The organism is Sorangium sp. So ce131 (assembly GCF_051519095.1).
Classification (GTDB): Bacteria; Myxococcota_A; Polyangia; order Polyangiales; family Polyangiaceae; genus Sorangium.
This window is the reverse complement of sequence record NZ_CP150455.1, coordinates 1,252,948-1,278,121: the sequence shown is the minus strand read 5'-3', so window position 1 is coordinate 1,278,121 and position 25,174 is coordinate 1,252,948. Positions and strand designations below refer to the sequence as shown.

General features: G+C 67.2%; 20 protein-coding genes and 1 pseudogene. 8 read left to right on the top strand and 13 right to left on the bottom strand.

Going from position 1 to position 25,174, the window contains the following annotated elements; translation table 11 throughout:
- Positions 1–31: 31 nt before the first annotated feature.
- A complete protein-coding gene (locus tag WMF43_RS04650) occupies positions 32–724 on the bottom strand; it encodes an ROK family protein (RefSeq protein ID WP_437677721.1) in 693 nt (230 codons plus the stop codon).
- Positions 725–1,396: 672 nt separating this feature from the next.
- On the opposite strand from WMF43_RS04650, the gene WMF43_RS04645 reads away from it, so the two are divergent.
- The gene (locus tag WMF43_RS04645) at positions 1,397–2,098 is read left to right on the top strand and encodes a hypothetical protein (protein ID WP_437677720.1); all 702 of its coding nucleotides are present in this window, start codon (positions 1,397–1,399) and stop codon (positions 2,096–2,098) included.
- Positions 2,099–2,183: 85 nt separating this feature from the next.
- Here WMF43_RS04645 and WMF43_RS04640 read toward each other — a convergent pair whose 3' ends face one another.
- Together WMF43_RS04640 and WMF43_RS04635 are read right to left on the bottom strand one after the other, a co-directional pair.
- Positions 2,184–3,317 (bottom strand): pectin acetylesterase-family hydrolase, encoded by a 1,134-nt coding sequence (locus tag WMF43_RS04640; protein WP_437677719.1) that lies wholly within the window; start codon positions 3,315–3,317, stop codon positions 2,184–2,186.
- A 74-nt stretch (positions 3,318–3,391) separates the two neighbouring features.
- On the bottom strand, positions 3,392–3,994 hold the full coding sequence (locus WMF43_RS04635) for a hypothetical protein (protein ID WP_437677718.1): 603 nt from the start codon (positions 3,992–3,994) through the stop codon (positions 3,392–3,394).
- A 302-nt stretch (positions 3,995–4,296) separates the two neighbouring features.
- Here WMF43_RS04635 and WMF43_RS04630 point away from each other — a divergent pair, with 302 nt between their 5' ends.
- From WMF43_RS04630 to WMF43_RS04600, 7 genes are all read left to right on the top strand, one after another.
- A complete protein-coding gene (locus WMF43_RS04630) occupies positions 4,297–5,238 on the top strand; it encodes an aldo/keto reductase (RefSeq protein WP_437677717.1) in 942 nt (313 codons plus the stop codon).
- A complete protein-coding gene (locus WMF43_RS04625; RefSeq protein WP_437677716.1) occupies positions 5,235–6,074 on the top strand; it encodes a 3'(2'),5'-bisphosphate nucleotidase CysQ family protein in 840 nt (279 codons plus the stop codon). Before WMF43_RS04630 ends, WMF43_RS04625 begins: the two co-directional genes overlap by 4 nt.
- Positions 6,075–6,080: 6 nt before the next feature.
- A complete protein-coding gene (locus tag WMF43_RS04620) occupies positions 6,081–7,229 on the top strand; it encodes an NAD(P)/FAD-dependent oxidoreductase (protein ID WP_437677715.1) in 1,149 nt (382 codons plus the stop codon).
- A 113-nt stretch (positions 7,230–7,342) separates the two neighbouring features.
- Positions 7,343–8,185 (top strand): SDR family oxidoreductase, encoded by an 843-nt coding sequence (locus tag WMF43_RS04615; protein ID WP_437677714.1) that lies wholly within the window; start codon positions 7,343–7,345, stop codon positions 8,183–8,185.
- Between the two features lie 221 nt (positions 8,186–8,406).
- Positions 8,407–10,164, top strand: a complete 1,758-nt coding sequence (locus WMF43_RS04610) for a HEAT repeat domain-containing protein (protein ID WP_437677713.1) — start codon at positions 8,407–8,409, stop codon at positions 10,162–10,164.
- Between the two features lie 208 nt (positions 10,165–10,372).
- Complete coding sequence (locus WMF43_RS04605) at positions 10,373–12,319, top strand: sigma 54-interacting transcriptional regulator (RefSeq protein WP_437677712.1); 1,947 nt, start codon at positions 10,373–10,375, stop codon at positions 12,317–12,319.
- Positions 12,320–12,439: 120 nt separating this feature from the next.
- The gene (locus tag WMF43_RS04600; RefSeq protein WP_437677711.1) at positions 12,440–12,622 is read left to right on the top strand and encodes a hypothetical protein; all 183 of its coding nucleotides are present in this window, start codon (positions 12,440–12,442) and stop codon (positions 12,620–12,622) included.
- Positions 12,623–12,732: 110 nt separating this feature from the next.
- Here WMF43_RS04600 and WMF43_RS04595 read toward each other — a convergent pair whose 3' ends face one another.
- The 10 genes and pseudogenes from WMF43_RS04595 to WMF43_RS04550 all read right to left on the bottom strand — a co-directional run bounded on the left by WMF43_RS04595 (position 12,733) and on the right by WMF43_RS04550 (position 25,097).
- A complete protein-coding gene (locus WMF43_RS04595; RefSeq protein ID WP_437675810.1) occupies positions 12,733–13,494 on the bottom strand; it encodes an ATP-binding protein in 762 nt (253 codons plus the stop codon).
- Positions 13,482–14,981: an IS21 family transposase gene (istA, locus tag WMF43_RS04590; RefSeq protein WP_437677710.1), complete on the bottom strand. Its 1,500-nt coding sequence runs from the start codon at positions 14,979–14,981 to the stop codon at positions 13,482–13,484. The genes WMF43_RS04595 and istA overlap by 13 nt, the downstream gene beginning before the upstream one ends.
- 723 nt (positions 14,982–15,704) lie before the next feature.
- Positions 15,705–16,034 (bottom strand): annotated as a pseudogene (locus WMF43_RS04585) (IS66 family transposase); the annotation flags it as partial.
- On the bottom strand, positions 16,031–16,339 hold the full coding sequence (gene tnpB / locus WMF43_RS04580; protein WP_437683943.1) for an IS66 family insertion sequence element accessory protein TnpB: 309 nt from the start codon (positions 16,337–16,339) through the stop codon (positions 16,031–16,033). The pseudogene WMF43_RS04585 and the gene tnpB (WMF43_RS04580), both read right to left, overlap by 4 nt.
- Positions 16,299–16,433: an IS66 family insertion sequence element accessory protein TnpB gene (tnpB, locus tag WMF43_RS04575; RefSeq protein WP_437683942.1), complete on the bottom strand. Its 135-nt coding sequence runs from the start codon at positions 16,431–16,433 to the stop codon at positions 16,299–16,301. The genes tnpB (WMF43_RS04580) and tnpB (WMF43_RS04575) overlap by 41 nt, the downstream gene beginning before the upstream one ends.
- A 14-nt stretch (positions 16,434–16,447) precedes the next feature.
- Entirely contained in the window at positions 16,448–16,786 is a 339-nt protein-coding gene (tnpA, locus tag WMF43_RS04570; protein WP_437677709.1) for an IS66 family insertion sequence element accessory protein TnpA, read from the bottom strand.
- Between the two features lie 469 nt (positions 16,787–17,255).
- Entirely contained in the window at positions 17,256–18,254 is a 999-nt protein-coding gene (locus WMF43_RS04565; protein ID WP_437677708.1) for a class I SAM-dependent methyltransferase, read from the bottom strand.
- Positions 18,255–18,500: 246 nt separating this feature from the next.
- Positions 18,501–20,252: a carbamoyltransferase family protein gene (locus tag WMF43_RS04560; RefSeq protein ID WP_437677707.1), complete on the bottom strand. Its 1,752-nt coding sequence runs from the start codon at positions 20,250–20,252 to the stop codon at positions 18,501–18,503.
- A gap of 280 nt (positions 20,253–20,532) precedes the next feature.
- Positions 20,533–22,065, bottom strand: coding sequence for an MFS transporter (locus WMF43_RS04555; RefSeq protein ID WP_437677706.1), 1,533 nt, complete (start codon positions 22,063–22,065; stop codon positions 20,533–20,535).
- An 86-nt stretch (positions 22,066–22,151) separates the two neighbouring features.
- On the bottom strand, positions 22,152–25,097 hold the full coding sequence (locus WMF43_RS04550) for an AMP-binding protein (RefSeq protein WP_437677705.1): 2,946 nt from the start codon (positions 25,095–25,097) through the stop codon (positions 22,152–22,154).
- Positions 25,098–25,174: the final 77 nt, after the last annotated feature.

Sequence of the window (25,174 nt, the reverse complement as noted above, 5' to 3'; positions counted from 1 at the left end):
CGCGGCGGGGCCCCCCCGCGCCCCCGGGGGCTCAGGCCCAGAGCTTGATGCCGCCGAGCAGGCCGGCGACGTTGTCCACCACGACGACGTTCTGGGGCAGCCGGCTCACCTCGAGGAGGCGCGCGTTGCCGCCGCCGAGGTAGAGCTTGCGGTAATTGAAGATCGGCTCGAGCTGCGCGATCATCTGGCGCACGCGCTTGTTCCAGCGCTTCGGCCCGATGCGCTTGCACTCGGCGTCGAACACGCGGTCCTCGTACTTCAGGTCGCGCTTGCCGTACGGGTGGTGCCCGAGCTCGAGGTTGGGCACGTAGTGGCCGTCGATGTACAGGGCGCACCCGAGGCCCGTGCCGAAGGTGAGCACCATCTCGAGCCCCTTGCCCTCGATGACCGCGAGCCCCTGGATCCCCGCGTCGTTGGCGACGCGCACGGGCCTCCCGAGGCGCCGCTCGACGGCCTCGGCGAGCGGGTAACCCTTCCACTTCTCGTTGTCGAGGTGCGGCGCCGTCTTGGTCACGTTGTCCATCACGACGCCGGGGAAGCCGATCGAGACGCGATCGAACTCACCCTGCGCGCGCGCGAGCTCGTCGATGACGTCGAGGATGGGCTCCGGCGAGGCCGGCTGGGGCGTCGGCACGCGCACGGGGTCCGTCAACGGAGTCCCCTGCGCGTCGAGGATCGTGGCCTTGATCCCCGTTCCGCCGATATCGATACAAAGCGTGCGCATGGATCTGTGTGTCTCCTCCCGGAATTTTCCACTCCGGGCAGACCGGAGCGCGTCGGCGCGCCCTCGGTCGCGGCGGCAATAAGCTAGAGCTCTGGCTGTGCGTCAACGGGGGTCGTAGGGGCGCGCCTGAAGCGGCTCGCTTGTGCTGCGGCTCCGGGGGCCGCGTGTCCTCCGGAGCCGGCGCCCGACCGGCGCGCGGCGCGCCTGGGCGGGCCGGCGCCGCCGTCGGCCGCCTCCCGGGCGAGGCCGGCTGACGGCGACGACCCGCCCTCGGACGTCGTCACCCGGTTGGTCTCTGCTGGAATCCAGCAGGACCGATCATCGGAGCCGATCCGTTCCTGGGCCACGCCTCAGGAGCACGTTGGCGCGTGGCGTCCGCCGCGTGGCGTGGACGCGCCTGAGTCGCTGGAGCGCGGTGTCCATCAAGCGATCCGCGTTATCCGTCAATGCCGGCTGAAGAGCTCAACTGTAGTACATGAACCCAGAAAAGTGATGCGCCGACTCGAAAGGTGCTCGAAGCGTGTTGACGGTAACCGCGAGTTGACTGTATGCACTGGATGCTAGGCTCGACGCGACCAGGTGCGACTCTCTGGCTGCACACGATCGACCTCCTTAACCGAATCTGCTCGGCCTGCGGAACGGCAACGTAGCAACCGTCAACCGAGGTACTTCATGCTCAGCAATGCGGCTCGTTTCCTGATGGTGTCTGCTGCAGCTTCTCTCGTCGCGCTCGGCTCCGCCCCCGCGGAGGCGTGCGGCGAGCTCGCCGACGCCGCGCTCGATATCATCGCGGCCGGCACGTCGGTCACCAGCGGCGGTCCATTCCTCACGCTCTCGCAGCAGAACGCATGGGGATATACGAGCGCCCAGATCTCCAGCCTATGGGGCTCGACCAGCCCGAGCTCGGTCCTCTACTACGACCACGTCGTCGCCTCGCCCGCGACCCACTTCACGCGGGTCACGAACATCGCCGGCATCGAGGCGGGCGACGTCTTCGTCATCGACGAGGTGAGGGACGCCGAGGGCAACATCACGTACAGAGGACACACCGCGATCGTCACGGGGGCGCCCACGCAGCTCGCGACCGCGCTGAAGCCGCTCTTTTTGGGCACGAAGCAGTACGCCTTGCCGATCGCCGACTCCACCTCGTCGGTCCACGGCTGCAACGCCGACTACCCCGACAGCCGCTGGTCGGGCGCGTGTGACACCGGCACGTTCGCGCCGGGCCCAGGGACGGCCTACGTGCGTCTCTACACGAACTCCGCCGGCTCGCTGCTGGGCTATTCCTGGGCCGTCGCGACGAACTCCACCTACAACGCCCCCTCCGCGAGGCCCTACGCGATCGGCAAGCTGAACAGCTGCCCTCCGCTCTGATCCCTCCCCACCGACGCGCCGGCGCGCGTTGAACCTCCGCGCCGGCGCGCCCGCGGCTCCGGGATCCGCCGATGTACGGCCCCGCCTACTGCGGCGCGCCGCAGGCGTCGCCCTCGCAGGCGACGCTCGCCGGCGGCTCGCCGTTCACGAGCTCGTCGAGCCATTGCACGAGCCGCTTCCCGCCCGACTCGACCGTGTAGAACGCCGGCCGCCACAGGATGCAATGGTCGCTGCCCGGCGCGAGGTACGAGCTGAAGTTCGGCGTCGACGCCTCGATCTGGTCGATCGACGCCTTCATCGCGTCCGACCAGTCCTGCGCGCTGCCGCCGCCCATGGCCCTGAAGAAGAAGATCTGGTCCTCGTCATAGACCGTGTTGAACTGCGACAGGCGCATGTCGGGGTAGTGGTTGCCGATCGTCCGGTAGAGCACGTCGAGCCGCGCGAGCTCCGCGGGGTCGAGCCCGCTGATCCAGGTGGGGTACGCGCCCTGCGGCTTCCAGGAGGGGAAGCTGTCCTCGAAGAACGTCTCGGTGATGATCCCCGCGCCGCTGTCGGCGAACTGGTAGACGGACGTGTTCTTGTAGTGCTCCCGCAGGTGCGCTGACCACATGATCGAGCCGTACGCGCCCGCGCTGCACCCCGTCACGAAGATCTTCTCGGGCGCGGGCACGTTCTCATAGACCCAGGAGAGCGCCGCGCGCACGTTCACGGCGCCCTTGTGCCGGATGGTGACGGCGCCGCTCCCCTCCCCGTAGGTCGCCACGTTGTCGCCCCAGTGGATGTCCCCGGTGCAATAAGGGATGTACACATGGTGCCAGTCCCGGAACGGGTTGTCGGGATTTTCATGATCGTAGATCCCGCTCGCGCCCTGCTGGTTGATGACCATGGGATCCTCGGTGACCGTCTCCTGGAAGAGCGAGCCCGCAGCGGAGCAGGTGACGGCGTTCCAGCACGCGCCGCCGCCGCGGAACTCGACGATGAGGCGGTTGACGGTCCCCGGGCGGACGAAATACTTGAATGGATCGCCGCGCGAGCACGTGGTCTCGCCGCCGGGCTCTACGGTGTTCCAGCCGGGGGGGAGGTTCAGGATGGCCGCCGGCGGGGCGGCGCCCGCGCTCGGGTCCTTGACGTCCGAGCCGCCACAGCCGGCGGCGGCGAGCAGGCACAGCGGGAGTGGGTATCGAAGGAACGGGAGAGGCTTACGGTCCTTGCATCTCATGAGAACTGGAGAATAGCACTCCATCTCTCACGGGCCCCTCCGGCCGAGACGGTCTCACCGGTTGATGCTTTGCGCTACCGCCCCGGCGCCTGCTGCGCCCGGATGTCCGCCGCGGCCGCGTCGAGCGCGCGCGGGATCGCTTCCTCGAGCCCGCCCGTGTCGCGCGGCGCGATCGCGGCGCAGACGGCGAGCGCGACCAGGTAAAGAGCGCCGATGAGGCCGATCCATCGCAGGCTGGACGTACTCAGCCTGGACACGACCTCGATGGGCACGATCTGCGCGCGCACGTGGACGGGTCCCATCACGAGCACGGCGCGGTCGCCCTCGTTGAGCACGATCTCGGCCGGGCCGGTCAGCAGGCGGCCGAGGCCGTCGGCGCCGTGCACACGCGCGCGCGCTCGCCGCGGCACGTGCAGCACATGGCGGCCGCCGGACACCTCCGCGATCATCGGGGCCGACCGGTCCAGGTCACCCCACGGCACCCGCGCGATCGACGCGGGCGCATCCCCGATGTGCGTCCGCCCGTCGGCGAGCATGTGGCGGACGCCGATCACGTCCTTGCCGCGCACGGCCACGAGCTCCAGCGCGCGCCTCGTGGAGGCGGTCGCCGCGGGCGGCCACGATCTCCGGTCTCCAGCGGGCTCGGCCCTCGATACCTCCCTAGGCGCTTTCGCCATACTCCACCGCCCTTCGCTGCTCGGCCGCCGGCAAGGCGCGACTTGCCCCCTCGCGCGGGTGCCCGTCCTCGGCTGTCAACCGCGCCGTCGACCGCGCCGCCGACCGCGCCGCCGCCCCGCGCTCCCCCGCACCACGCCTCTTCTTCGGATCCCGCGCCACGTCCCGAGACTTCCCTGGCACCCTTCCTGGCATGGAGTGTTCCGCCGCCCACCGAGCAAAGACGTGGCGCTCCGGCGGCCTCCTCCGCGCGCGTGCGCCTATTTCGTGGCGCCCTCCCCCCGCTGGTGTAGATCGCCCCCCCGTGAGGAAACGCCCCCTCGGCAAGACGACCCTCCAGGTCTCGGAGCTCGCCCTAGGCACCTGGGGCCTCTCCGGCGACGGGTACGGCCCGGTCTCCAGCGTCGAGGTCGAGCGCGTCATCGACCGCGCGCTCGCGATCGGCATCGATCTCTTCGACACGGCCGACGTGTACGGCCGGGGCGAGATGGAGCGCTGCCTCGGCAAGCGCCTCCAGGGCGCCGGCGCGACGTACGTGGTCACCAAGATCGGCACCGACCTCGACGAGCTCCCCCCGAAGAAGCGCTTCGACCCGGCCCACCTGCGCACGGCGTTCGAGCGGTCCCAGGAGCGGCTCGCCCGCGACGTGGTCGACGTCGTCCTGCTCCACAACCCCACCGTGGCCGCGATGCGCTCGAAGGAGCCCCTCGCCTTCCTGAAGGAGCTCAAGCAGGCGGGGAAGATCCGCGCCTTCGGCGTGAGCGCCGGCTCGGCCGACGTCGCGCGATCCGCGCTGCGCGACGAGGTGGACGTCATCGAGATCGCCTACAACGCCCTCCTCCCGGGCGACCTCCACGAGGTCGCCGGCGACGTCTCCGAGAGCGGCGCGGGCGTGCTCGCGCGGTCGGTGCTGGCGCACGGGCTGCTCGCCGGGCAGTGGAGCCCCGATCGCGACTTCTACCCGGACGATCACCGCGCAGAGCGGTGGACCCGCGACGAGTTCAAGACCCGCCTCCGCCAGCTCGACGCGCTCCGGCCCCTCGTCACGGGCAACGTCGTCTCGCTCCGGGCGGCGGCGCTGCGGTTCGTGCTCGCGAACCACCTCGTCTCCACCGCCGTGCTCGGCCCCCGCTCGGTCGCCCAGCTCGACCAGCTGGTCCGCGAGGCCGGCATGCCCCCCTACCTCCGCGACACGGCGCTCACCGACCTCTCCACGCGCCTCAAGGACCTCGGGATCACCACGTGAGCACGACGAACACCAGGGACAAGGAGCTCGACGAGATCGTCCGCATCGCCCGCGCGGCCGCGGCGGTGGTGATGGAGGTGTACGCGACGCCGTTCACCGTCGAGCTGAAGGGCCCGGGCGATCCGGTGACCCGCGCCGACCGCGAGGCGAACGCGCTCATCTGCCGCGCGCTCGAGGCCGCCTTCCCGGGCGACGCCATCCTCGCCGAGGAGAGCGTCCCGTCGGGCGAGGAGCTCGCGGCGCGCTTCCAGCAGGAGCGGGTGTTCTTCGTCGACCCGCTCGACGGAACGCGCGAGTTCGCCGACCGGAACGGCGAGTTCGCCGTCATGATCGGCCTCGCGGTCCGCGGCCGCGCCGCGCTCGGCGTGGTCGTGATGCCCACGACCGGCGAGGCGCTGGCCGGCCGCGCCGACGCGGGCCTCGCCTTCCTCGAGGCGCGGGACGGCAGCCGCCGCCCCCTCGCGGTCTCGTCCGTGAGCGCGCCGGGGGACGCGACGCTCATCGTCTCGCGGTCGCACCGGCCGAAGCTCGTCGAGCCGCTGCTCGCCCGGCTCGGCATCACGAAGCTCGTCCCGTGCGGCTCGGTCGGCGTGAAGATCGCGCGGATCGCGACGGGCGAGGTCGACCTCTACGTGCACGGCGGCGGCGGCGCCAAGCTCTGGGACAGCTGCGCGCCCGAGGCCGTCCTCCGCGCCGCCGGCGGGCGCTTCACCGATCTCGCCGGCGCGCCCATCGACTACGCGGGCCCCGGGCTCAAGCTCGACCGCGGCATCATCGCCACGAACGGCGCCCTCCAGGACGCCGTCGTCGCCGCCGCGAGGCCCGAGCTCGGCTGACGCGCGATGCGGTCCGAGGCGGAGATCGTCGTCGTCGGCGCGGGCATCATGGGCCTCGCCATCGCCTATAACCTGGCGCGTCACCACGGGATCGCGGACGTCGTCGTCGTCGACCGGGGCTACCTCTGCGGCGGCGCGAGCGGCCGCAACGGCGGCGGGGTGCGCGCGCAGTTCTCGAGCGAGGGGAACATCCGGCTCATGCAGGAGAGCATCCGCATCTGCCGGGATTTCGCCCGCGAGATGAAGATCAACGTCTGGTTCCGGCAGGGCGGCTACCTGTTCCTCGTGCGCAGCGAGGCCGGCCGCCGGACGCTCGAGAAGAGCGTCGCCGTCCAGAACGAGTGCGGCCTCGGCACGCGGATGCTCACCCCGGCCGAGGCGCGGGCGATCGTGCCGGAGCTCTCGACCGAGGGCGTGGTCGCCGCGAGCTACAACCCCGACGACGGCGTCGTCTTCCCCTGGCCGTTCGTCTGGGGCTACGCCGAGCGCGCCCAGAAGCTCGGCGTCGACATCGCCACCTTCACGAACGTGCTCGGCTTCCGCACGACCGGCGCGCGCATCGACGCCGTCGTCACCGACCGGGGCGAGATCCGCACGCACAAGGTGGTCAACGCGGCCGGCGCCTGGAGCCCCGAGGTCGCGCGCCTGCTCGGCGTGGAGCTGCCGAACCGCCCGCACCGCCACGAGATCTGCTCGACCGAGCCGCTCAAGCCGTGGCTCGGCCCGCTGGTCGCGGACCTCTCGAACGGCCTCTACTTCTCCCAGTCGATGCGCGGCGAGATCGTGGGCGGAATCTCGAACGAGGACGTCCCCGAGGGCCTCGACATGGAGTCGAGCCACAAGTTCCTCGGCCTCTACGCGCGGGCGCTCGTCGCCGCGTGCCCCGTCCTCGGCAGCGTGAAGGTCCTGCGGCAGTGGGCGGGCTGCTACGACCTCACGCCCGACCAGAACCCGATCGTCGGCGGGATCGACGAGGTGGAAAATTTCTACCAGGCGTCCGGCTTCATGGGGCACGGCTTCATGATCGCGCCCGTCATGGGCAAGCTCATCGCGCAGCACATCGCCGAGGGCACGCCGCTCCCGCTGTTCGAGCGCTGGAACCTGCGCCGCTTCAAGGAGGGCCGGCTCCTCAGCGAGGCGATGATCATCGGCTGAGCGCGCGCCCGCGGCGCCCGCGCCCTCGCCCGGAGGCGCCCGCGCCCTCGGCCCGGAGGCGCCCGCGCCCTCGGCCGGTCCCGGCGCTTCGTCTATAGTCGCCCGCCTCCCCCATGGGCCACCTCGTCCTCGTCACCGGATCCTCGAGCGGCATCGGCCTCGCGACCGCGGTCGCGTGCGCGGCCGCGGGCCATCGGGTCGTCGCCACGATGCGCCGCCCCGACAAGGCCGAGGCGCTGCTCGCCGCGGCGAGGGCGCGCGGCGCCTCCCTCCACGTCGAGGCCCTCGACGTCGCCGCCGAGGGCGCGCCCGCGCGGATCGAGGAGATCCTCCAGAAGCACGGGCCCCCGTACGCCCTCGTGAACAACGCGGGCATCGCCGTCGGCGGCGCCTTCGAGGAGCAGACGGACGGCGACGTCCGGGCGCAGTTCGAGACCAACGTCTTCGGCCTGATGGCCGTCACGCGCGCGGTGCTCCCGTCGATGCGCGCCGCCGGGCGCGGCCGCATCGTCAACGTCTCGAGCGTCTCCGGGCTGGTCGGCCTGCCCGGCGTCAGCGTCTACGCGGCCACGAAGCACGCCGTCGAGGGCTTCAGCGAGGCGCTCCGCTGGGAGGTCGCGCCGTTCGGCGTCCACGTCTGCCTCGTCGAGCCCGGCACCTTCAAGACCGAGATCTTCTTCGAGAACCAGCGGCGCGGCGCCCTCGTCTCGCGCGAGGGCCCCTACGCCGCGATGACCGAGACGCTCGAGCGGCTCGTCCTCGAGGACGCCGCCAAGGCCCCGCCGCCCGCCCCGGTCGCGTCCGCCATCCTCCGCCTCATCGAGGACGCCTCGCCCCCGTTCCGCACCCTCATCGGCCGAGACGCACGCGCGCTCGTCGCGCTGCGCCGTGTCATCCCCGACCGGCTGTTCGCGACCGGCATCCGCCGGCTCGTCTCCACGAAGCGCCCGCGTTGACACGTTCGCGGCCGCCGAATAGCTTCGGCTCCGCCGTTTCCATGGCGGGAGCGGCGCCACGCCGTGGCGCGAAGGGGGGCGCGCCCCCTGCCGCGCGCTGTTTTTGTCCGATGTCGTCCCCTCAGGCTAACGAAGGCTAGCCGCTGACCGCCTCACCGGAAGCGCGCCCGCGCAAGGCGAGGGCAGGCCGGCAGCATCACCGAGGTCCCGGAGGAAACACCATGTCCCGCTCAGCCCGCTGCATCTTGCCGCTCCTTCGCTCGCTCCTCCTGGGGGCCGCCACCGCCTCGTCGATGGCGCTCTCCGCAGGGATCATCGCCGGGTGCGCCGACGAGAACGATCCCGAGACGCACGTCAAGCGGCTCGACGACCCGGCCACGCTCGCGCCGTCGGTCAACCGCCTCATCCAGTTCTTCGAGGACGCGATGACGCGCGACAACAAGGACCGGAACGGCCCGACGGTGAAGCCGCTCCTCGACAAGATCATCGAGCCGATGACGCAGAAGTGCGTGGCCGGGGATCTCGACGAGCGCACGAACTCCAAGGTCATCAAGTTCATCTCGGACACGCGGGACCCGCGCGGCGACGCGTGCCTCATCAAGGCGCTCAAGGACTACAAGCCCGACTCGACGGAGGAGGACGTCCGCTGGGCCGTGCGCGGCCTCGGGGCGGTGAAGTCGAAGACCGCGGCCGGCCCGCTCATGGACGTGTTCGCGAAGCTCCAGCACGGCAAGCCGAAGGGCGCCGGCATCTCGCGCGACGTGCACGACGCGATGATCGAGATCAGCGATCCGTCTTGGGAGCCGCAGCTCATCACGATGCTCGGCCGCCCGATCAATGACCCGAAGGACGTCGCCACGCTGAGGAACGAGCTCTTCTGGCAGATCACCGCGGCGGAGCTCCTCGGGCAGCTGCGCAGCGAGAAGGCGGTCGTGCCGCTGCTCAAGCTGGTGCTCACGCCGGTCAAGGCGGACGCCCACGCCACGGCGATCCTCGCCCTCACGAAGATCGGCAAGCCCGCGATCGAGCCGACGATCGCGCTGCTCAAGGGCGAGCACAAGGAGCTCATCGAGCACTCGAAGGTCGAGAACCTGAAGGCCGCCGGCGAGAAGCCGGGCCCGGAGGCGAAGAAGGCGGCGGAGACGGCCCACGTGGCGGCGGCCGCGCTCGTGCTCGCGACGATCGGCCGGCAGGAGTCGGTGCAGCCGCTGCTCGCGGCGCTCGGGACGGCCGAGGACCTGCCGCGCGCGATCATCGCGCGCGAGCTCACCAAGGTGCCGAAGTCGCCGGAGACGCTCGCGGCGTTCCAGGCGGCCTACGAGAAGACGCCGGTGACGCTCGACCTCCCGCCGGCCGGCATCAACGCGCGGGTGATGCTCGCGGAGGCCGCGGGCGGCTTCTTCGACGCGAGCCTCGTGCCGTGGCTCGTGAAGACGGGGATCGAGGTGCGCGGCGAGGAGGACGACATCGCGCAGATCCGCGACACCTCGATGGCGACGGCGCTCAAGCTGATGAAGCCCGACCAGGTCGCCGAGGTCGACCGGCTCGCCAACACCCGCACGAGCGGCGGCGGCACGGTCGGCAAGTCGATGGAGAAGGAGCACAAGATCGCGAAGGATCTGCTCTCGGCGTGCGGCGACAAGGTCGAGTGTTACGTCGGCAAGCTCGGCGATCCGGCGTCGCAGGCGAAGGAGACGCAGTTCCAGGGGATCAAGGCCGCCTACATGGTGGGCGTGCTCGGCACCCCCGAGGTCCGGCAGCAGATCATCGACGCGCTGCCGAAGGTCACGAACGCCGCCGTGCGCTTCGTGGCGGTCACCGTGATCGACGCGCTGTCGCCGAAGGGCGACGCCGACGTCGCGACCAAGCTGCAGAAGATCGTCGACGAGGGCGAGGCCTCGAAGGACGCCGAGAAGATCTCCGGCAACGCGCCGTTCAAGACCGTCATCTACCGCCTGAACGCCCGCGCCCAGCAGTAACACCCGAGCGCCGCGCGTCCCGTCCCGCCGGTGGCCGGGCGGGACGCGCAGCGATGTAAATTACAATTACTCTTATTTTCTACATGTGGTGCCGTCCTTGCGTGGCGTTTCGCCGGGGCGCTCGGCTCCCCGGTTTTTCCTGGCATCTGCTCCGTCTTGACGGTTTACTCCGGGCCCTTCCCCACGGGTCTTCCTGGCTGACCGAACCATGATTCTGCTCGAGGTAACCCACGGTCTGGCTGCCGGGCGCACCTTCGAGCTCCAGGGCGAGGTGATCACGCTCGGGCGCTCGCCGGACAACCGGGTCGTCTTCGACGACCGCCACGTCTCCGGGTCGCACGCGCGCATCGTGAGCACGGCCGACGGGGTGCTCCTCGAGGACCTGCGCTCGACGAACGGGACGAGCGTCACGCGCGGGGGCGAGCGCCTCGAGCTCGGCGCCGGGCGCGGCGCGATCGCGCTCCAGAGCGGGGACGTGATCGAGCTCGGCGCGGGCGAGGCGGTCACCCGGATGGTGGTGACGATCCCGGAGGAGGCCGACGACGCGCGGGTGGTCTCGATCCGGCGGCTCGACGAGATCGAGCCGGCCGAGGCGAAGATCGAGCGGGATCCGAGCGCGCTCTCGGCGATGTACGCGGCGCAGAAGCGCATCGGCGCCGCGAACGATCTCGACCAGGTGCTCGCGGAGATCGCGGACGCGGTGCTCGCGCTGGTGCCGAACGCGACGCACGTCACGGTGGTGCTCCGCGACGACGACCAGGAGCAGGGCGCGGCGCCGGCGGCGTTCGTGCCGGTGATGACGCGCGTCCGGTCCGAGTCCGGCCGCGGGGCGCCGCCGGCGGGGCCGGTGCCGATCACGCGCAGCGTCTACCGGAAGGTGATCAAGGAGCGGGCGGCGGTGCTGGCCGCCGACGCGCCGATCGAGGTCGGGCAGACCGAGTCGCTGATGGGCGCCTCGATCCGCAGCACCCTGGCGGTGCCGCTCTGGAAGGGCGAGGAGATCATCGGCGTGCTCCAGGCCGACAACCGGACGGTGCCCGGGATGCTGAACTCGGGCGATCTGGAGACGCTGCTCGTGCTGGCGGCGAACGCGTCGCTCGCGGTGGCGAACGCCCGGCTCATCAAGCGGCTCGTGCTCGCGGAGGAGCGGCTCCAGAAGGAGAACAGCTTCCTCAAGGGGCGCGAGGAGAAGCGCCGGGGCGGGGGCCGGAGCGCGGTGGAGATCATCGGCAAGAGCGAGGCGATGGACCGGGTCATCGCGCAGCTCGACAAGGTGGTCGACACGCGCGTCACGGTGCTGGTCGAGGGGGAGACGGGCACGGGCAAGGAGCTCATCGCCGCCGCCGTGCACTACCGCTCGCGCCGCCGCGACAAGCTGTTCGTGGCGCAGAACTGCGCGGCGCTCGCCGAGACCCTGCTGGAGAGCGAGCTGTTCGGCCACAAGAAGGGGTCGTTCACGGGCGCCACCGAGGAGAAGAAGGGGCTGTTCGAGATCGCCGACGGCGGGACGCTCTTCCTCGACGAGATCACCGAGACCCCGCTGTCGCTCCAGTCGAAGCTGCTCCGGGCGCTGCAGGAGGGCGAGATCCGGCCCGTGGGCGCGACGAGCCCGAAGCACGTCAACGTGCGGATCGTCGCCGCGACGAACCGCAACCTGGAGGACGAGGTCGCCAAGGGGAGGTTCCGGGAGGACCTCTACTACCGGCTGAAGGTCTTCCCGATCCGGCTGCCGCCGCTGCGGGAGCGGCGCGACGACATCCCGCTGCTGGCGGCGCACTTCCTGGAGCGCTACTCGGACGAGATCGGCAAGCCGTGCGGCGGGTTCAGCCAGCAGGCGATGGAGCTCATGGTCGCGTACGACTGGCCGGGCAACGTGCGGGAGCTCCAGAACGAGGTGCAGCGGATCGTCATCCAGCTGGAGCCGGGGGCGTTCGCGACGCCGGAGCTGCTTTCGCCGCGGATCCGGCAGGTGGAAGGGCTCGTGGTGCGCGCGGGCACGCCCAAGGGGTCGCTCAAGGAGATGATGGACGCGGTCGAGAAGTTCTTCCTCCTCGAGGCGCTGCGCGGGCACAACAACAACAAGACCAACGCGGCGAAGTCGCTCGGGATCACGCGCGAAGGGCTGCACAAGAAGCTGCGGCAATACGGGATCTGACGGGGGCGGAGAAGGGGGCGGGCGGGAAAGGCCGCTCCGAGGGCGCGGGCGAGCCAGCCAGAGGGGAGGGGGCGCGGCGGCGGCGGGGGCGCTCCTGGGGATGAGCGGCACCGCGAGCGCGTGACCGAGGAAGGGCTGGCGTGGCTGCCAGAGGGCGTGAAAGGGGCGCTCGTCGAGGCGGTGCGGGACGTGGCGGCGGGGTCGCTGGTGTGCGAGCTCGGCACCCAGGGCGTCTCGCGCATGCCCCTCGAGGTGCGCTCGCGCTTCGGGTGCGCGCACCGCTGCGAGGCGTTCTCCGTGTAGATGATCGCGGCAACCCGCGGGAATTCGGTGAAGTTCACCGGTGAAATCCGCAGCCGATGCCGGTGAAGACGACGCCGGATGCCGGTGAAGTTCACCGGTGAAGAGGTCGCTCAGTGCTTTTTGGTGCGGCGCTGTTTGGTGCGGGTGGCGCTCAGCTCCTTGGCTTCCTTGAGCCGGTAGCTCTCGGCCTCGATCTCGATCACCTCGGCGCGGTGCACGAGCCGGTCGACGAGCGTGACGACGCACGCGGCGTGCGGGAAGACCTGGCCCCAGTCGGCGAAGGCCTTGTTCGTGCTGAGCAGGATCGGCTTTTGCGCGTCGTAGCGTCGGGTGACGACCTCGAAGAGCAGGTCGGCGTAGCGGCTATCGTAGGAGAGGTAGCCGACTTCATCGATGCAGAGAAGCGCGGGGACCGTGTAGCGGCGCAGCCTTCGCGCGAGCGCGGCCGAGGACTCCTGCGCGGCGAGGTCGGCGAGCATGTCGCTCGCGGTCGAGAAGCGGACCGTGTGCCCGCGGACGACGGCTTGGTGGGCGACGTTCTTGAGGATCATGGTCTTGCCGACACCGTTGGGGCCGACGAGCACGGCGTTGTGGCCGGTGGCGAGGAAGCCGGGGGCAAAGAGGTCGTCGACGGCCTCACGGTCGATCTTTTTGGGCCAGGACCAGTCGAAGTCGGTCATGGGCTTGAAGGCGGCGACGCGGGAGTTCTTCAGGCGGCGTTCGAGGCTGCGCTTGTGGCGCTCGCGCTCCTCGATGGCGAGCACCTCGCCAAGCCAGGGCTTGTCGGCGAGCTGCTCCCAGCAGGCGAGCAGGCCGAAGAGGCCGAGGTTCTTGAGGCGGTCTTTGGTCTCGTTGGGCGTCAGGTCGGGCATGGCGTCGAGTCCTTTTTCAGCGCGTCATACGTAGCGAGCGAATGCGGCGTGACGACGAGGTCGGCGTGCTGGCCGCGGGTGACGGGGATCGAGACGGGAGGCGGCATGCTCCGCTCGGAGCGGCGGCGGTCGAGCACCTGGCGGACGGCACCGACGTGGATGGCGTCGCGCTCGAGCACCTCGACGAGGGCCTCTTCGAGTTCGGCGGCGCCGACGGCATCGAGCAGATGTAGAAGCCGGGCGATCGCGCTGCCGATGTTGTCGCCGCGTTCGGCGACGACGCGGAGGAAGGCCTGGCTGCTGCGGGCGGCGCGGGCGAGCCGATCGAGGCCGCGGTGCTCGCGGGCGCGGCGCTTCTCATCGACGAGCCGCTGGATGTGCTCGGGCTGCTCGATCTGCTGGCCGCGGTCCCACGAGCGGACGTGGGTCGCGACGATCTCGTTGCCGTCGGCGATGCGCACCTGATCGAGATCGGCGAGGACGACGAGCGTGCGGCGCGTCCGGTCATGGGGGACCGAGTAGTCGTTGAGATCGAAGCGCGCGTAGGGGGTCTTTCCCACCTCGACCTCGACGCGCTCGTGGGCCGGGAACGGGGTGTCGGGGTGTCGCAAGAGCACGCTGCGCTCGTCGTCGAAGGCCTGGCGGACGGTGCGGGTGCGGTCCTCGACCCAGGAGCGATCGAGCGCCGCGGAGCTGGTCCACTCGGCCGCTTGTCGGTTGAGGTCGCCGAGATCGGCATAGCTCCGGGCCTCGAAGAAGGCCTCGCGGACGTAACGGATGGCGCGCTCGACGCGGCCCTTCTCGTTGCCGCGGGCGACGGCGACGGGGCGCGGCTCGAAGCGGTAATGCGCCGACAGAGCCAGCAGCGTGGGGTGGAACCGGATCGCGTCGCCGTGGCGCTCCACGACAGCGCTCTTGAGGTTGTCGTAGAGCAGCACGCGCGGGATGCCGCCGAAATCGGCGAACGCCTCGACGTGCCCGCGCACGAAGAAGGGCATCCCCGCGCCGGGGAAGAAGCGCAAGAAGATGCGCCGCGAGTAGCTGAGCACCATGACGAAGGCCCAGAGTGGGCGCAGCGCTCGGCCGACAGCCAGCTTGCCGAAGTGTGCCCAGTCGACCTGCGCTTGCTCGCCGGGCAGCGTGCGCAGCCGCTGGAATGCCTCCGCCGGCTTCTTGGGGCGCAGGCGGCCGATCACCCGGCGCAGATGATCGGGACCGCCCGGATAGCCGCGCTCCTTGATCATGACGAAGAGACGGCTTGAGCGCAGCGAGGGGTACTTGCCGAGCTGCTCGACAATAAAGGGCACGAACGGGTCGACCATGGACGGGCGCGGCGCGACGACCTTCGGGTCGACGCCCGCCTGCCCGAGCACGCGCTGCACGGTGGTGTGGTGCAGCCCGAGCTGGCCGGCGATGGTGCCCACGGGCCACTTCTCGCCGTGGTAGAGGCGCAAGATCTCGGTCTCCTTCTCCTTGGCGATCACCATCGCCTCCCGTCACCGCGGAGGGCCTTGAGGGACGCGGGGAGCGCGTCGGTGAAGAACTGGCCGAGCGCGCCGCTCGCGCGTGGCCCAGGGCGGAAGCCGCGCTCCGCAGAGCGAGCAGCGGCCGACATCTCGGATCCGATCGTCATCGTCGTCCTTTCGGCCGGAGGAGAGCTCCGGCGCGAGCTGGGACGTCGACGCGGCCGCGGCTTGCGTCACCCCGTGATGCGTCACTTTCTGCGCGGAGAACTTGGCCCGCTGCCGGTCGCGGTAGCGGGCCTGGCGAGCGGCATGGAGGCGGCGAGCGCGAGGCCGTGTGCGGTAGGCGGCGCCGGCGCGGCGGAGCGACTCACGACGCCGGAGCGGGCGGCAGTCGCGGCAGCTGCGCTGGCCGCGATCGCAGCGGCGGCAGAGGCGAAGCTGGACGCGGCAGCGGGTGCAGACGGCGAGGCGGTAGGCGGACGACGGCAACGGGCTCCATGCCGCCGTTTTCTGGACCTGGAGCCCGGCTTGTGATGAAGGTGGGGCACTCCGGTAAGGCGGAGCTCCAGAAGGCTCGAGGGTGGCAGCCCTCGGGCCTTCGACTTTTCGGCGGGCGCAACGTCTACGCCACGGGGGCGGGCGCGGCCCAGATCGGCGCAGGGGCCGGCGGTGAACGGTGAACGCCGGCGATCATGTGGCCGCGGTCTTCACCGACCCGACGCGGGACGAGATGATCACCGACACCTGCTCCGGCTGCGGCGGAGCTTCGGCGCCGGGCTCCGACGCGAGCGCCGCGCCAGCGGCTCCCTGCGGCGCCTCCGCCCCGAGCTCGGCGAATAGCAGCATCAGCTGCTCGGTCGAGACCTTCTGGCTCTTGCGGCCGTACAACTCGCGCAGCGCGCTCGCGAGCCGCGCCGACAGCGCCGTGTTCTTGTCGCGCAGCTGGAGCAGAAGCCCGAGCACCAGCTCAATGAGCTCTTGAATCTGTCCTGCGGCCGCCAGCTGCTCGAGCTTGCGCCGCACGTCCGCCAGATCGGCGGGAAGTTGTGCCTGGGACTGATGCGGACTGGTCACGTGGCGCGCGGGATAGCGATCCCGTGCGCATCCATCAAGCCTTGCTTCGACGGAGAAGTTTTTCTCGCGCTGGGTCTCCAGCGCTTGCGCCGTACCGCCTGGGACAGGTCGAGCCCCTCAAGCATCAGCGACAGCTCGGCCGCCTCGACCTCGACGTGGGTCGCTCCCTTGGGCAGGTCGCGGGCGAGGTGGAATCGGCCGCGTGCCAGCTTTTTCGCCACGATCATGTACCCAGTGCGGTCCCAGAACAGCACTCGCATCTGGTCACCTCGCCGATTCCTGAACACGAACAGATGCCCGCACAGCGCGGTCGGCTCCGAAGCGCTGGGACACCAGGGCGGACAGCCCGTCGAAGCTCTTTCGTAGGTCCGTGGGCTCGGCCGCGACGTAGACACGCACCGACGGCGGCAGCGTCAGCACGGCGTCTCCTCGGCGGCGAGCACGAGCACGCGCTCGAGCGTGGCCGGGTCGAAGCCGGGCCGAACGCGCACCACCCGCCCGTTGGGCAGAGCGATCTCGATCGGCTCCGTCGCGACTGCCGATGCGTCCGCCACGACGTGCACCGGCAGGAAGCGCGGTCCCTCCGTCGACGATGGCGGCGACGGCTGTGACGACCCCTCAGCCCGCAGCTTCCAGCGCCACCAGTACAGCTGCTTCGGCTTGTAGCCCTCGCGCCGCGCGAACTTGTGGGCACTCAGCCCACTCCGCTCCCATCGCTCCACCCGCTCGGCCCACTCCGCTCTCGTCGCCATCGCTTCCTCCTTCGTCGCGATGGCAACAGGTAACCGGCGCCCCGCCGACGGTCACGATGGCGTTGGCCGGGCGCTTACTTGTGGCCGGTGGTGAGGGAGCCGAGACCGAAGAGGTCGTCGACGGCCTCGCGGTCGATCTTCTTGGGCCAGGACCAGTCGAAGTCGGTCATGGGCTTGAACGCGGCGACGCGGGAGTTCTTGAGGCGGCGTTTCGTCCACCCAGAGCCGCGACTGCAACGACGACTCGACCAGCGCCACGTGGACCGCGAACGCCGCCGCGCGGGCGCCCTTGTCCGGCTCCACCTTCTCGATCCTCGCGGGGCGAAGCCCCAGGCGCATTGCGGGCTGCTCGACGATCCCGACGGCGGCACGCTGCGCCGCTCGCCGTGCCAGCCGGGCGTCCTCGATGCGGCCGCGCGGCGTCGCCTGGACCGCGGCGCAATAGGCAACAATAACGACGAAACCCGAGTCAGAGGCGTACCAGGTTCTTCCGCAGGCGACCGTTCGGCGGCAGGCGCTCCATGAAGCCCGCCGTGAGGCCCATGATCGTGTAGCCCGCCGGGGCAAACAACAAGTCGAGCAGGCGATACTTGTCCAGGATCGGCAGCGCAGCATAGTGCTGACGAAGCAGAGGAGTATTTAGAAACCGAGCGACGTTCGTCATCTTGTAGCTCGCCGGCGCCGCATCGTGGGGCACCGTATCGAACAGGTACGCGAATTTCCCATGCGTGATCCCCGAGACGACATATCCAGCCAGGCCGCTGCCCACCATCAAATCATGAATACTATCGACATCATACAACTTCTCATTGATGTTCAAGAACGCGTCGACGATGAGCCCGTCGCGCTCTCTCTCCGTGATATTGCTGAGGTCCCAGCCGAGCTCGAGGTCATCGTCAAATTTCAGATCCTTGGCCAGCTGAATCCCGGTCCTGTAATCATCGACGCGATTCTGCAGGAGGCGGCGGATGATCTGCCGTCGCTTGCGGCGCTCGCGCCCGCCGATCTCGCCATACAGCCAAAGGACGATAGCGCCGTCCTCGCACAACACGTTCTTCAGGTTGCAGAGGCCTACCTTCGGTTCCGTCAGATGGTGCAACACTCCGATGCAGAGGATGAGGTCGAAGCGCCCCATCCCCCGGAGATCCTCCATCAAGTTTGCCGTCCTCAGAGTGACGTTGCCCAGCCCCTCCTTCTCGACGAGTCTCCTCGCCAGCGACAGCGAGGCCTCGCAGAGATCGACCGCAGTGAACATGCTCGTCGGGTACGTCTTCGCGGCTTGCACCATACGTTGCCCAGTGCCGGTGCCTGCGTCGAGGATCCTTTTGCCGTCGAGGCTCAGCTGATTCTCGGCTGCGAGGACGCGAAGCAGATTCGCAAGCTCCTTCAACTCCTGCCGATCAACCTCCGCGGAGGGGTACGGAAATTTCGTGTACATCTCCATGACCTCGCGAGTAACACGGTCCATGTTCAGCTCCTTGACGGGCGGGATAATCGAGCCACCCCTATTACCAACATTACACTTGTAGGTCGCGCCACGGGGAGGGCACCGACGACGGGTCAACCGAAGACACGCTCGCGCAACTGAGTATAGATTTGCCCGGCGTCAAGAGTTCGTCTCCATATACCCAAATCCAGGCGTTCACCGTCGCCATAGGGGAGACTCAAAGCGCCTCCCAACGAAGCAGAGCAGCGCGCCCTCGCACCAGACGCATCACTTCTCGATCAACAGATCATCCACGAACATAGCATCCAATCCGCTGGTAAAAAATACAGCGAGCGCATCCTCGATAGAGTGCGCAATCGGCTTCCCCATCACGTTGAAACTCGTATTAAGAACAAGAGGAATGCCTGTCAAACGGTGAAACTCGCTGATCAGCGCGTGATATCGACGATTCAACTCCGCCTTGACCGTCTGCAGACGCCCAGTACCATCCAGATGAACCACACCAGGCACTCTATGGATGACCTCCTCACGGAACTTCAAAGTCCGCTCCATATAGGGCGACGCCTGGTAATGCTCGAAATACTCTGGCCCATACTCATGCAGAATCGATGGCGCAAATGGACGGAACTCCTCGCGAAACTTCACACGGGCGTTGATCGTCTCCTTGATCGACGGCGAGCGCGGGTCGGCAAGGATGGACCGATTGCCGAGCGCCCGGGGACCAAATTCGGAACGCCCCTGAATCCACCCGATAATCTTCCCGCGAGCGAGCAGCTCCGCGGCCCTGCGAGGCCCGTCGTCGCGGCGCTCGCTCAGCTTCAGTCCGCTGAACCTGACGACGTTGCGCGCCGCTTCCGAGCTCATCCTCGATCCAAGGTATGGCGACATCAAGCCAGTGGGCGGTCGCCCCTGCGGGTGGTCTTCGCTGTACGCCAGAAGCGCAGCGCCGACAGCGTTGCCGTCGTCGCCGGGTGCAGCGAACACATGCAAGTTCCGAAACGGTGTGTTTGACAGCACCTTACCGTTGGCGGACGAGTTTAGCGCGCAGCCGCCGGCGAGTACCAGATTATCCGACAGCCCGGTTGCGTGGAGACCGCGAAGGAACTCGAACAGCACTTCGCTGAAGACCTGCTGCCCCGCATGGGCCAGGTTGGCGTACCCTATGACCGGCTCGCCTCTGCGTCGGCGAATCGAGAACAGCTTCTGCTGCAGCTGGCTGAACCTGGCAGGCGGCGGGAACTCGATGCGTATGCCGTTCACGCCGATCATCTCCCGCAGGAGCCCGTAGAGTTCCGGGTCATGGTGACCGTAGGCCGCCAAACCCATGACCTTCCACTCCTCGCCCGACATGGGACCGAAGCCACACGCCTCGCAAATGAGGCCGTAGAAGTACCCTAAGCTGGACCAGCCGCCGCTGCCCGCCTCTTTGCCGAGCTCCGTCAGCTTGCCGTCCGCGTAGTGAAAGCAAGCAAACGCGGACCTCTCGCCCATCCCATCCAATACCGCACACAGGGCGTTGTCGAATGGACTACTGAAACAACCCACGGCTGCGTGCGTCAGGTGGTGCTCGAAGCTGCGGCGCTGGATGTCCTTCGCCTCCCAGCCGTCCAAGTAGGCCAGATCGTACTCCAGGAGGTGCCCCGGCTGGTTCACCATCGCTAGCTGCGACTGGTAGAAGAACTTTTGCCCGCTCAATTGGCGCCGAACAAGGGGGGGTGGATCGCCAAAAGCGTTTCTATATTGCTGAGCCGCTCGCACGGTCCGCTTGAGTCCCTCCTCCATCAGCCCAGAAGTCTGTTCGCTCCACGTGGTGGCAACCACTATGTCTGCATCTGGGTCACAGAACTCTTCGACCAGGTCGGCGGCGCGCTTGTAGAGGTCCGGGGCTATCCCGATGGCTCGCTTGTTCTGCAAGTAGCGCTCGGTAGCCTCCGCGAACAGCAACTCACCACTAGAGCTGACGATCGCCATGGCAGAGTCGTGAAATGAATTTGCCAGTCCAATGTAGTTGCGTTTCACGTCACACACTCATTTCTCTAGTGCAGCTGGGTGCGTTATGATGCCCTGTTCGTCTCAACCGAACCAGAGCATGTCGCGCGGGTGCTGCGCTCCTGCTGAGCAGCCCCTGGACGCTGCCGCCTCCGACGCGTGCCCGACTCCGTGTACGCGGTGTTGTCCCCGTTGACATGGGTTCAGTCAGCTATCACCCGCAATGCGGGCGGTTCGACGGCAGCCCCCGAGGGGTTCTCCATGAGGAGACCATCGCATTGTCCACGACGGGAGAGCAGATATTTTCCAATCACACCGCCAGAGGCGGTTGCTTGACTTTCGGGTCAGCCGGCTGTGTCCGCCCAGGGACACCAGGCGAGATCGCGTGATTCGGCAGCCCGAATTTCATCACAAGAGCCAACGCGGCAACTACCAAGTACGCCCCTATGAAGTAGACGATCGTGTGTTGAAACGCCGCCTTGAACGCCTCTTGAACATGCTCACCGGGCCCTCGCTGGGCTCCGATGCCTGAGAAGAAAATCGATGATACCAAGGCGACTCCCAGCGCCCCACCGATCTGCTGGATGACTTGCACCGCAGCCGAACCTGAGCTCGCGTCCTTAAGCGGCACGGGCCTCATGACGGCCTGGAAGAGGGAGGAGATGCAAGTGCCAGCGCCTACTCCGCCCACGAACAAAGGCGACACGAAATCCAGTGAGCTTGGCGTCGCCGACGCCGCCTGAACGATCGTCGCGAGCGCGCCGAACGCGCCGATCAGCAGGGCCGATCCGGAGATAATCTTCCACTTAAGGTTCTTGAATTTTCCCGCCGTTAGCGTCGCCACAAGCACGCCCACCGGGAATGGCATCGTAGCGAGCCCCGCTTGCAGCGGCGTAAACTGAAGACCCGCCTGCAGGAAGATGGCATAAACCAAAAAGAACCCTTGCAGCGAGGAAAAGAACACCATAATCGCAGACGCGCCGACGACGTAGTCACGAGTCTTCATGAGGTACATCGGCAGCAGCGATGACCCTCCGGTCGTCGCCTGGGCACGCTCCCACCTTACAAAGGACAACGCCAAGGGGATGAAGGCCGCCATTGTGATAAAGCACCACAGCGGCCAGCCGTGAACGCGCCCTTCCACCAGCGGAAAAATGAGACACAGGATAGCCGCTCCCGCGAGGCCGATTCCAATCCAGTCATTTCGAAGATTAGCCTGGGCTGGATATTTGGGCACCATGGACGTCGCTGCGACCACCGTCACCAGACCCACTGGAATATTGATGAGGAAGACCCAACGCCAGCCTAACGCGTACAGATTCGCGTGGATCAAGATCCCGCTTGCAAGCGGCCCCAGGATTGCCGCGAGCCCGGAGGTCAGGCCGAATAACGCAAATGCGCTTGCACGCTCCTTGGGCGGGAACATAGCCTGGGCGATCGCCATCACTTGAGGGGACATCATGGCCGCTCCCAAGCCCTGCAGCGCTCGAGCGGCAATCAGCATCTCGGCGCCTGATGCGACGCCACAGAACGCCGAAGAACCAGTAAACGCCACTACCCCTGCGATGAACATGCCCCGGCGCCCGACGATATCTCCCAGGCGCCCGAGAGGCAATAGCCCTAACGCATAGGTCAGAATGTAGACCTCAACGACCCACTGGATGCCCCGTTCGCTAGCGCGAAGGTTGTTCTGTATGCTGGGGAGGGCGACGTTCACGATGCTCACATCGAGCAGGTTCATGAACCACGCCGCCAGCAAGACGAACATGGCGGCCCATCGACGCTCGTATCCAACATGAACATCGCCGGGGAGGACTGCAGCGTTCGGGTTTTGATCACTCATGCGATTCCTTGATTGGCATTACGCACACGTCGAACGTGGGGGTACCTTCGTCGACAGGTCGCAGTTCCGACACGGGGCTACCACCCCTACCCCGGCGGGTACGCCGATTCCGACCTGATCAGCTTGCCGCTAGTCGTCCTCGGCAACGCATCTATAGTGGCAAAAATGTGGGGATAGTGGTCCTTTCCAAGCTTATCTATCGATAGCTTGCGCAGCTCGCTCCACAGGCTACGGGGATCCGGTTCGCAGGCAAAGTGGTCAGCTAACACGACGAATGCCTTCGGTCTGGGCAGGCCGTAGCTGTCCTTGACGATACACACCGCGCATTCCTTCACCGCTGGGTGTGTCTGCAGCGCGGACTCGATCAGCTCAGGCGACAACCAACATGCATTAATCTTTATGACCGAGCCGGCCCTGCCAACGCTGTAAAATCTATAGTCAGCATCCATAAAAAACAGATCCTGCGTATTGAACCAGCCGTCCACGAAGTACTGCTGACTGTTAGCCGCGTCACCCATATAACCATTGGCCAAGGTGTCCCCCTTCACCCACAGGATCCCCACCTCGCCAACCCGACAAAGTTCGCCCCGGTCATTGATCAACTTGACCGCGAAGCCTGGTACTACCATGCCAGTGCAGCCGGGAGACGTGGACCGCTCTCGGTTTGAGATGAACGTCGAGATGGCTTCCGTGTTCCCAATCCCATCAATCACGTCAACAGCAAACGCCTCCTGCACTTCACGAAACAGCTTCGCAGGCAGCTTTTCTCCAGCCGAGATACAGAGCCTCAGCGCCGGAAAGCGTCCACGCGGGCCGTGCTTAGATAGAACCTGCTTGTATATCGCCGGCACTGCGAAGAATACCGAGACACGATAATCACCGATCAAGCGCGCGATATCTCTCCTGCCATCGAGAGGTGTCGCGAGCACGTGACTAGCTCCGGCGCACAGCGACATGATGAGGTTGTTCAGCCCGTACGCGAAGAAGCTGCGGGATGCCGTATAGACGCAGTCACTCGACGTGATCTTAGGCACACAAACACGATAATTTCGACTGCAGGTTACGAAGTCGCCGTGGGAGTGTGCGACTGCCTTCGGTGTTCCTGTGGAACCTGAGGTGAACAGGATCGCCGCGGGGGCATCCGGCGGCAGCGATAAAGGTTCGACGGGCTCCGCTGTGTCGCCAGGATCATGCAGTCGCAAGAGCTCGTCCAGGTCGTAACACGGTCGCTGATGGATCGTCGGCAGATGATTGCTCGCCGCCGCTGGGTCATAGATGACGACCCGAGGCGCGATCGCCCGGATCATGCAGTCGAGCTTATCTGTCGCCGTTGAATAGTTCAGCGGCGAGAACACCCAACCGCCCATGAAGCACGCCGCCATGATGGCTACGCTCGCAATTCCGTCGGGCGCAACAAGGGCCACCACGTCGCCCTGTTGAACGCCGATCCGACGGCAGCAATGCGCATACACGCTCGCCAACCGCTGCAGTCCTGCATAGCTCGTAGACTCACCGGTAACAGGATTTATGACTACCGAACCCGACAGCAGGTGTGACGGGCTGAAGATGTAGTCACAAATGTTGATACTCTTCTCTCGCACATTGGCGACTGGTGGACTCGCTGCGGTAACGGAGCTCGAAATTTTGAACGGTGCCACGTCACCGGTGCGACGCGCGTGGAATGCGTCCCAGTCAGATCGATGTATCTCTCCCCAGAATCCACGAAGGCAGCCGATTTCGAGCCCGAGCTTCTCGGCGAGTAGCTCAAATTCGCGTGCGGAGCGAGGCGAACCCACTCTTCGACGCTCTGGGTCGTCGAGCTCCGCGAGCAGCGACACGAGCAGGGCGGGATCCGCTGGATCGTTCAGGGAGAGAGGTCCCGTCAGCACGTCCCCATCGCCCACCCGGATCGACGCCCCTCGCACGTAGATGATGTTCTTCGCCAGGCTCTCCAGGTCGGGCTTGAGACTCAGGACACCGAAGATGTCCACCACGACGCTATCCTGTCGCAACTCGATGGATTCTGGATGCGCGGCTGGGAACACGGCATAGATGACGACGCCCGACTCGGGTGCCGCTTGGGTTGAAGGAGAATCATCCCAGGTCGCGAACGGCAGGCGTGCTCTGAAGTCGAGGTGGTCCTCTGGGTCGGCGCCCAGCGGGACGATCGTGAATGATCCGTCCCGGGACAACCCCGTCTCAAAGACCTTCTCGACTACTAACCTCAGAAGAGTTTTCGCTGCTAGCAATCCATCGTAGAATCGTCCCCGATCTACTGAGCCGTCTTCATGCTTTCCCAACGACTCTGCGACTTGCGAACAAATGCCGACGCGGTGCCCTGGCGGCTCCTCTATAAAGGCGAGCGCAGGCTCGACGGTAGCCGCCGCGTCGTCTCGCGTCTCCTCTAAGAATCCCGGCAGGCACACTCGGTTGACCTTGATGGCCTTCCTCCCAACGCTGGCGAAGGTGGGTGGGAGCAAAAACGGATTGAGGATCCTTCCGAGAACGCGCCCGACGGCACTCGCCTCATCATCGTCATAAGAAAGCAGGCTCGAATCCAACCTGGCCATGCTCCAGGCGGTACGAGGTCGAGCCAAGACGGACACCACCCCGTCGGCTTCGACATGCTCATCGACGCGAACGTCGATCGCCTGATCGCTCTCCAAATATGGAACATGTTCGGGCGGTCGCTTGCCGGTCAAGTGTCGCAGGAGTACATCGCTGCGCCTGTGCGCCACGGCTTCCAGCGCGCTTTCGAGCGCAAGCAGGAACTCATCGATCTGAGGTCTTGTAGCCTCCGAGATGTACACTTCCAGGACGTCGGTACGGGGCTCCTGGAACTGGATCAAGACCCTGTGCGTCGCCGCTAGGTAGGATCCGATGACCCGAATCAACTGCCCCTGACGATCCAATTCGGTCAGCCACAGTCCGAAGGTAGCATGATGCAGCGGTTGCGCGTACGTAATCTGGACATCGAAGCGGGAGCCTGCTTGACAGACGTGGCCGACGACGCCGCCAAATCGCTCCTTCACCAAACGCAACCTTTGCAGTAGGTCCTCCCAGATTGGCCTGCAGGGCGCCTCCTGCATATCAGCGCAAATCCCAGCTC

What these genes read in the sequence shown, in the direction of transcription:
- WMF43_RS04650 (WP_437677721.1), bottom strand. Translation starts at nt 724, where the DNA reads ATGCGCACGCTTTGTATCGATATCGGCGGAACGGGGATCAAGGCCACG.
- WMF43_RS04645 (WP_437677720.1), top strand. Translation starts at nt 1,397, where the DNA reads ATGCTCAGCAATGCGGCTCGTTTCCTGATGGTGTCTGCTGCAGCTTCT.
- WMF43_RS04640 (WP_437677719.1), bottom strand. Translation starts at nt 3,317, where the DNA reads ATGAGATGCAAGGACCGTAAGCCTCTCCCGTTCCTTCGATACCCACTC.
- WMF43_RS04635 (WP_437677718.1), bottom strand. Translation starts at nt 3,994, where the DNA reads ATGGCGAAAGCGCCTAGGGAGGTATCGAGGGCCGAGCCCGCTGGAGAC.
- WMF43_RS04620 (WP_437677715.1), top strand. Translation starts at nt 6,081, where the DNA reads ATGCGGTCCGAGGCGGAGATCGTCGTCGTCGGCGCGGGCATCATGGGC.
- WMF43_RS04615 (WP_437677714.1), top strand. Translation starts at nt 7,343, where the DNA reads ATGGGCCACCTCGTCCTCGTCACCGGATCCTCGAGCGGCATCGGCCTC.
- WMF43_RS04610 (WP_437677713.1), top strand. Translation starts at nt 8,407, where the DNA reads ATGTCCCGCTCAGCCCGCTGCATCTTGCCGCTCCTTCGCTCGCTCCTC.
- WMF43_RS04605 (WP_437677712.1), top strand. Translation starts at nt 10,373, where the DNA reads ATGATTCTGCTCGAGGTAACCCACGGTCTGGCTGCCGGGCGCACCTTC.
- WMF43_RS04595 (WP_437675810.1), bottom strand. Translation starts at nt 13,494, where the DNA reads ATGCCCGACCTGACGCCCAACGAGACCAAAGACCGCCTCAAGAACCTC.
- istA (WP_437677710.1), bottom strand. Translation starts at nt 14,981, where the DNA reads ATGGTGATCGCCAAGGAGAAGGAGACCGAGATCTTGCGCCTCTACCAC.
- tnpA (WP_437677709.1), bottom strand. Translation starts at nt 16,786, where the DNA reads ATGGCGACGAGAGCGGAGTGGGCCGAGCGGGTGGAGCGATGGGAGCGG.
- WMF43_RS04565 (WP_437677708.1), bottom strand. Translation starts at nt 18,254, where the DNA reads ATGGACCGTGTTACTCGCGAGGTCATGGAGATGTACACGAAATTTCCG.
- WMF43_RS04555 (WP_437677706.1), bottom strand. Translation starts at nt 22,065, where the DNA reads ATGAGTGATCAAAACCCGAACGCTGCAGTCCTCCCCGGCGATGTTCAT.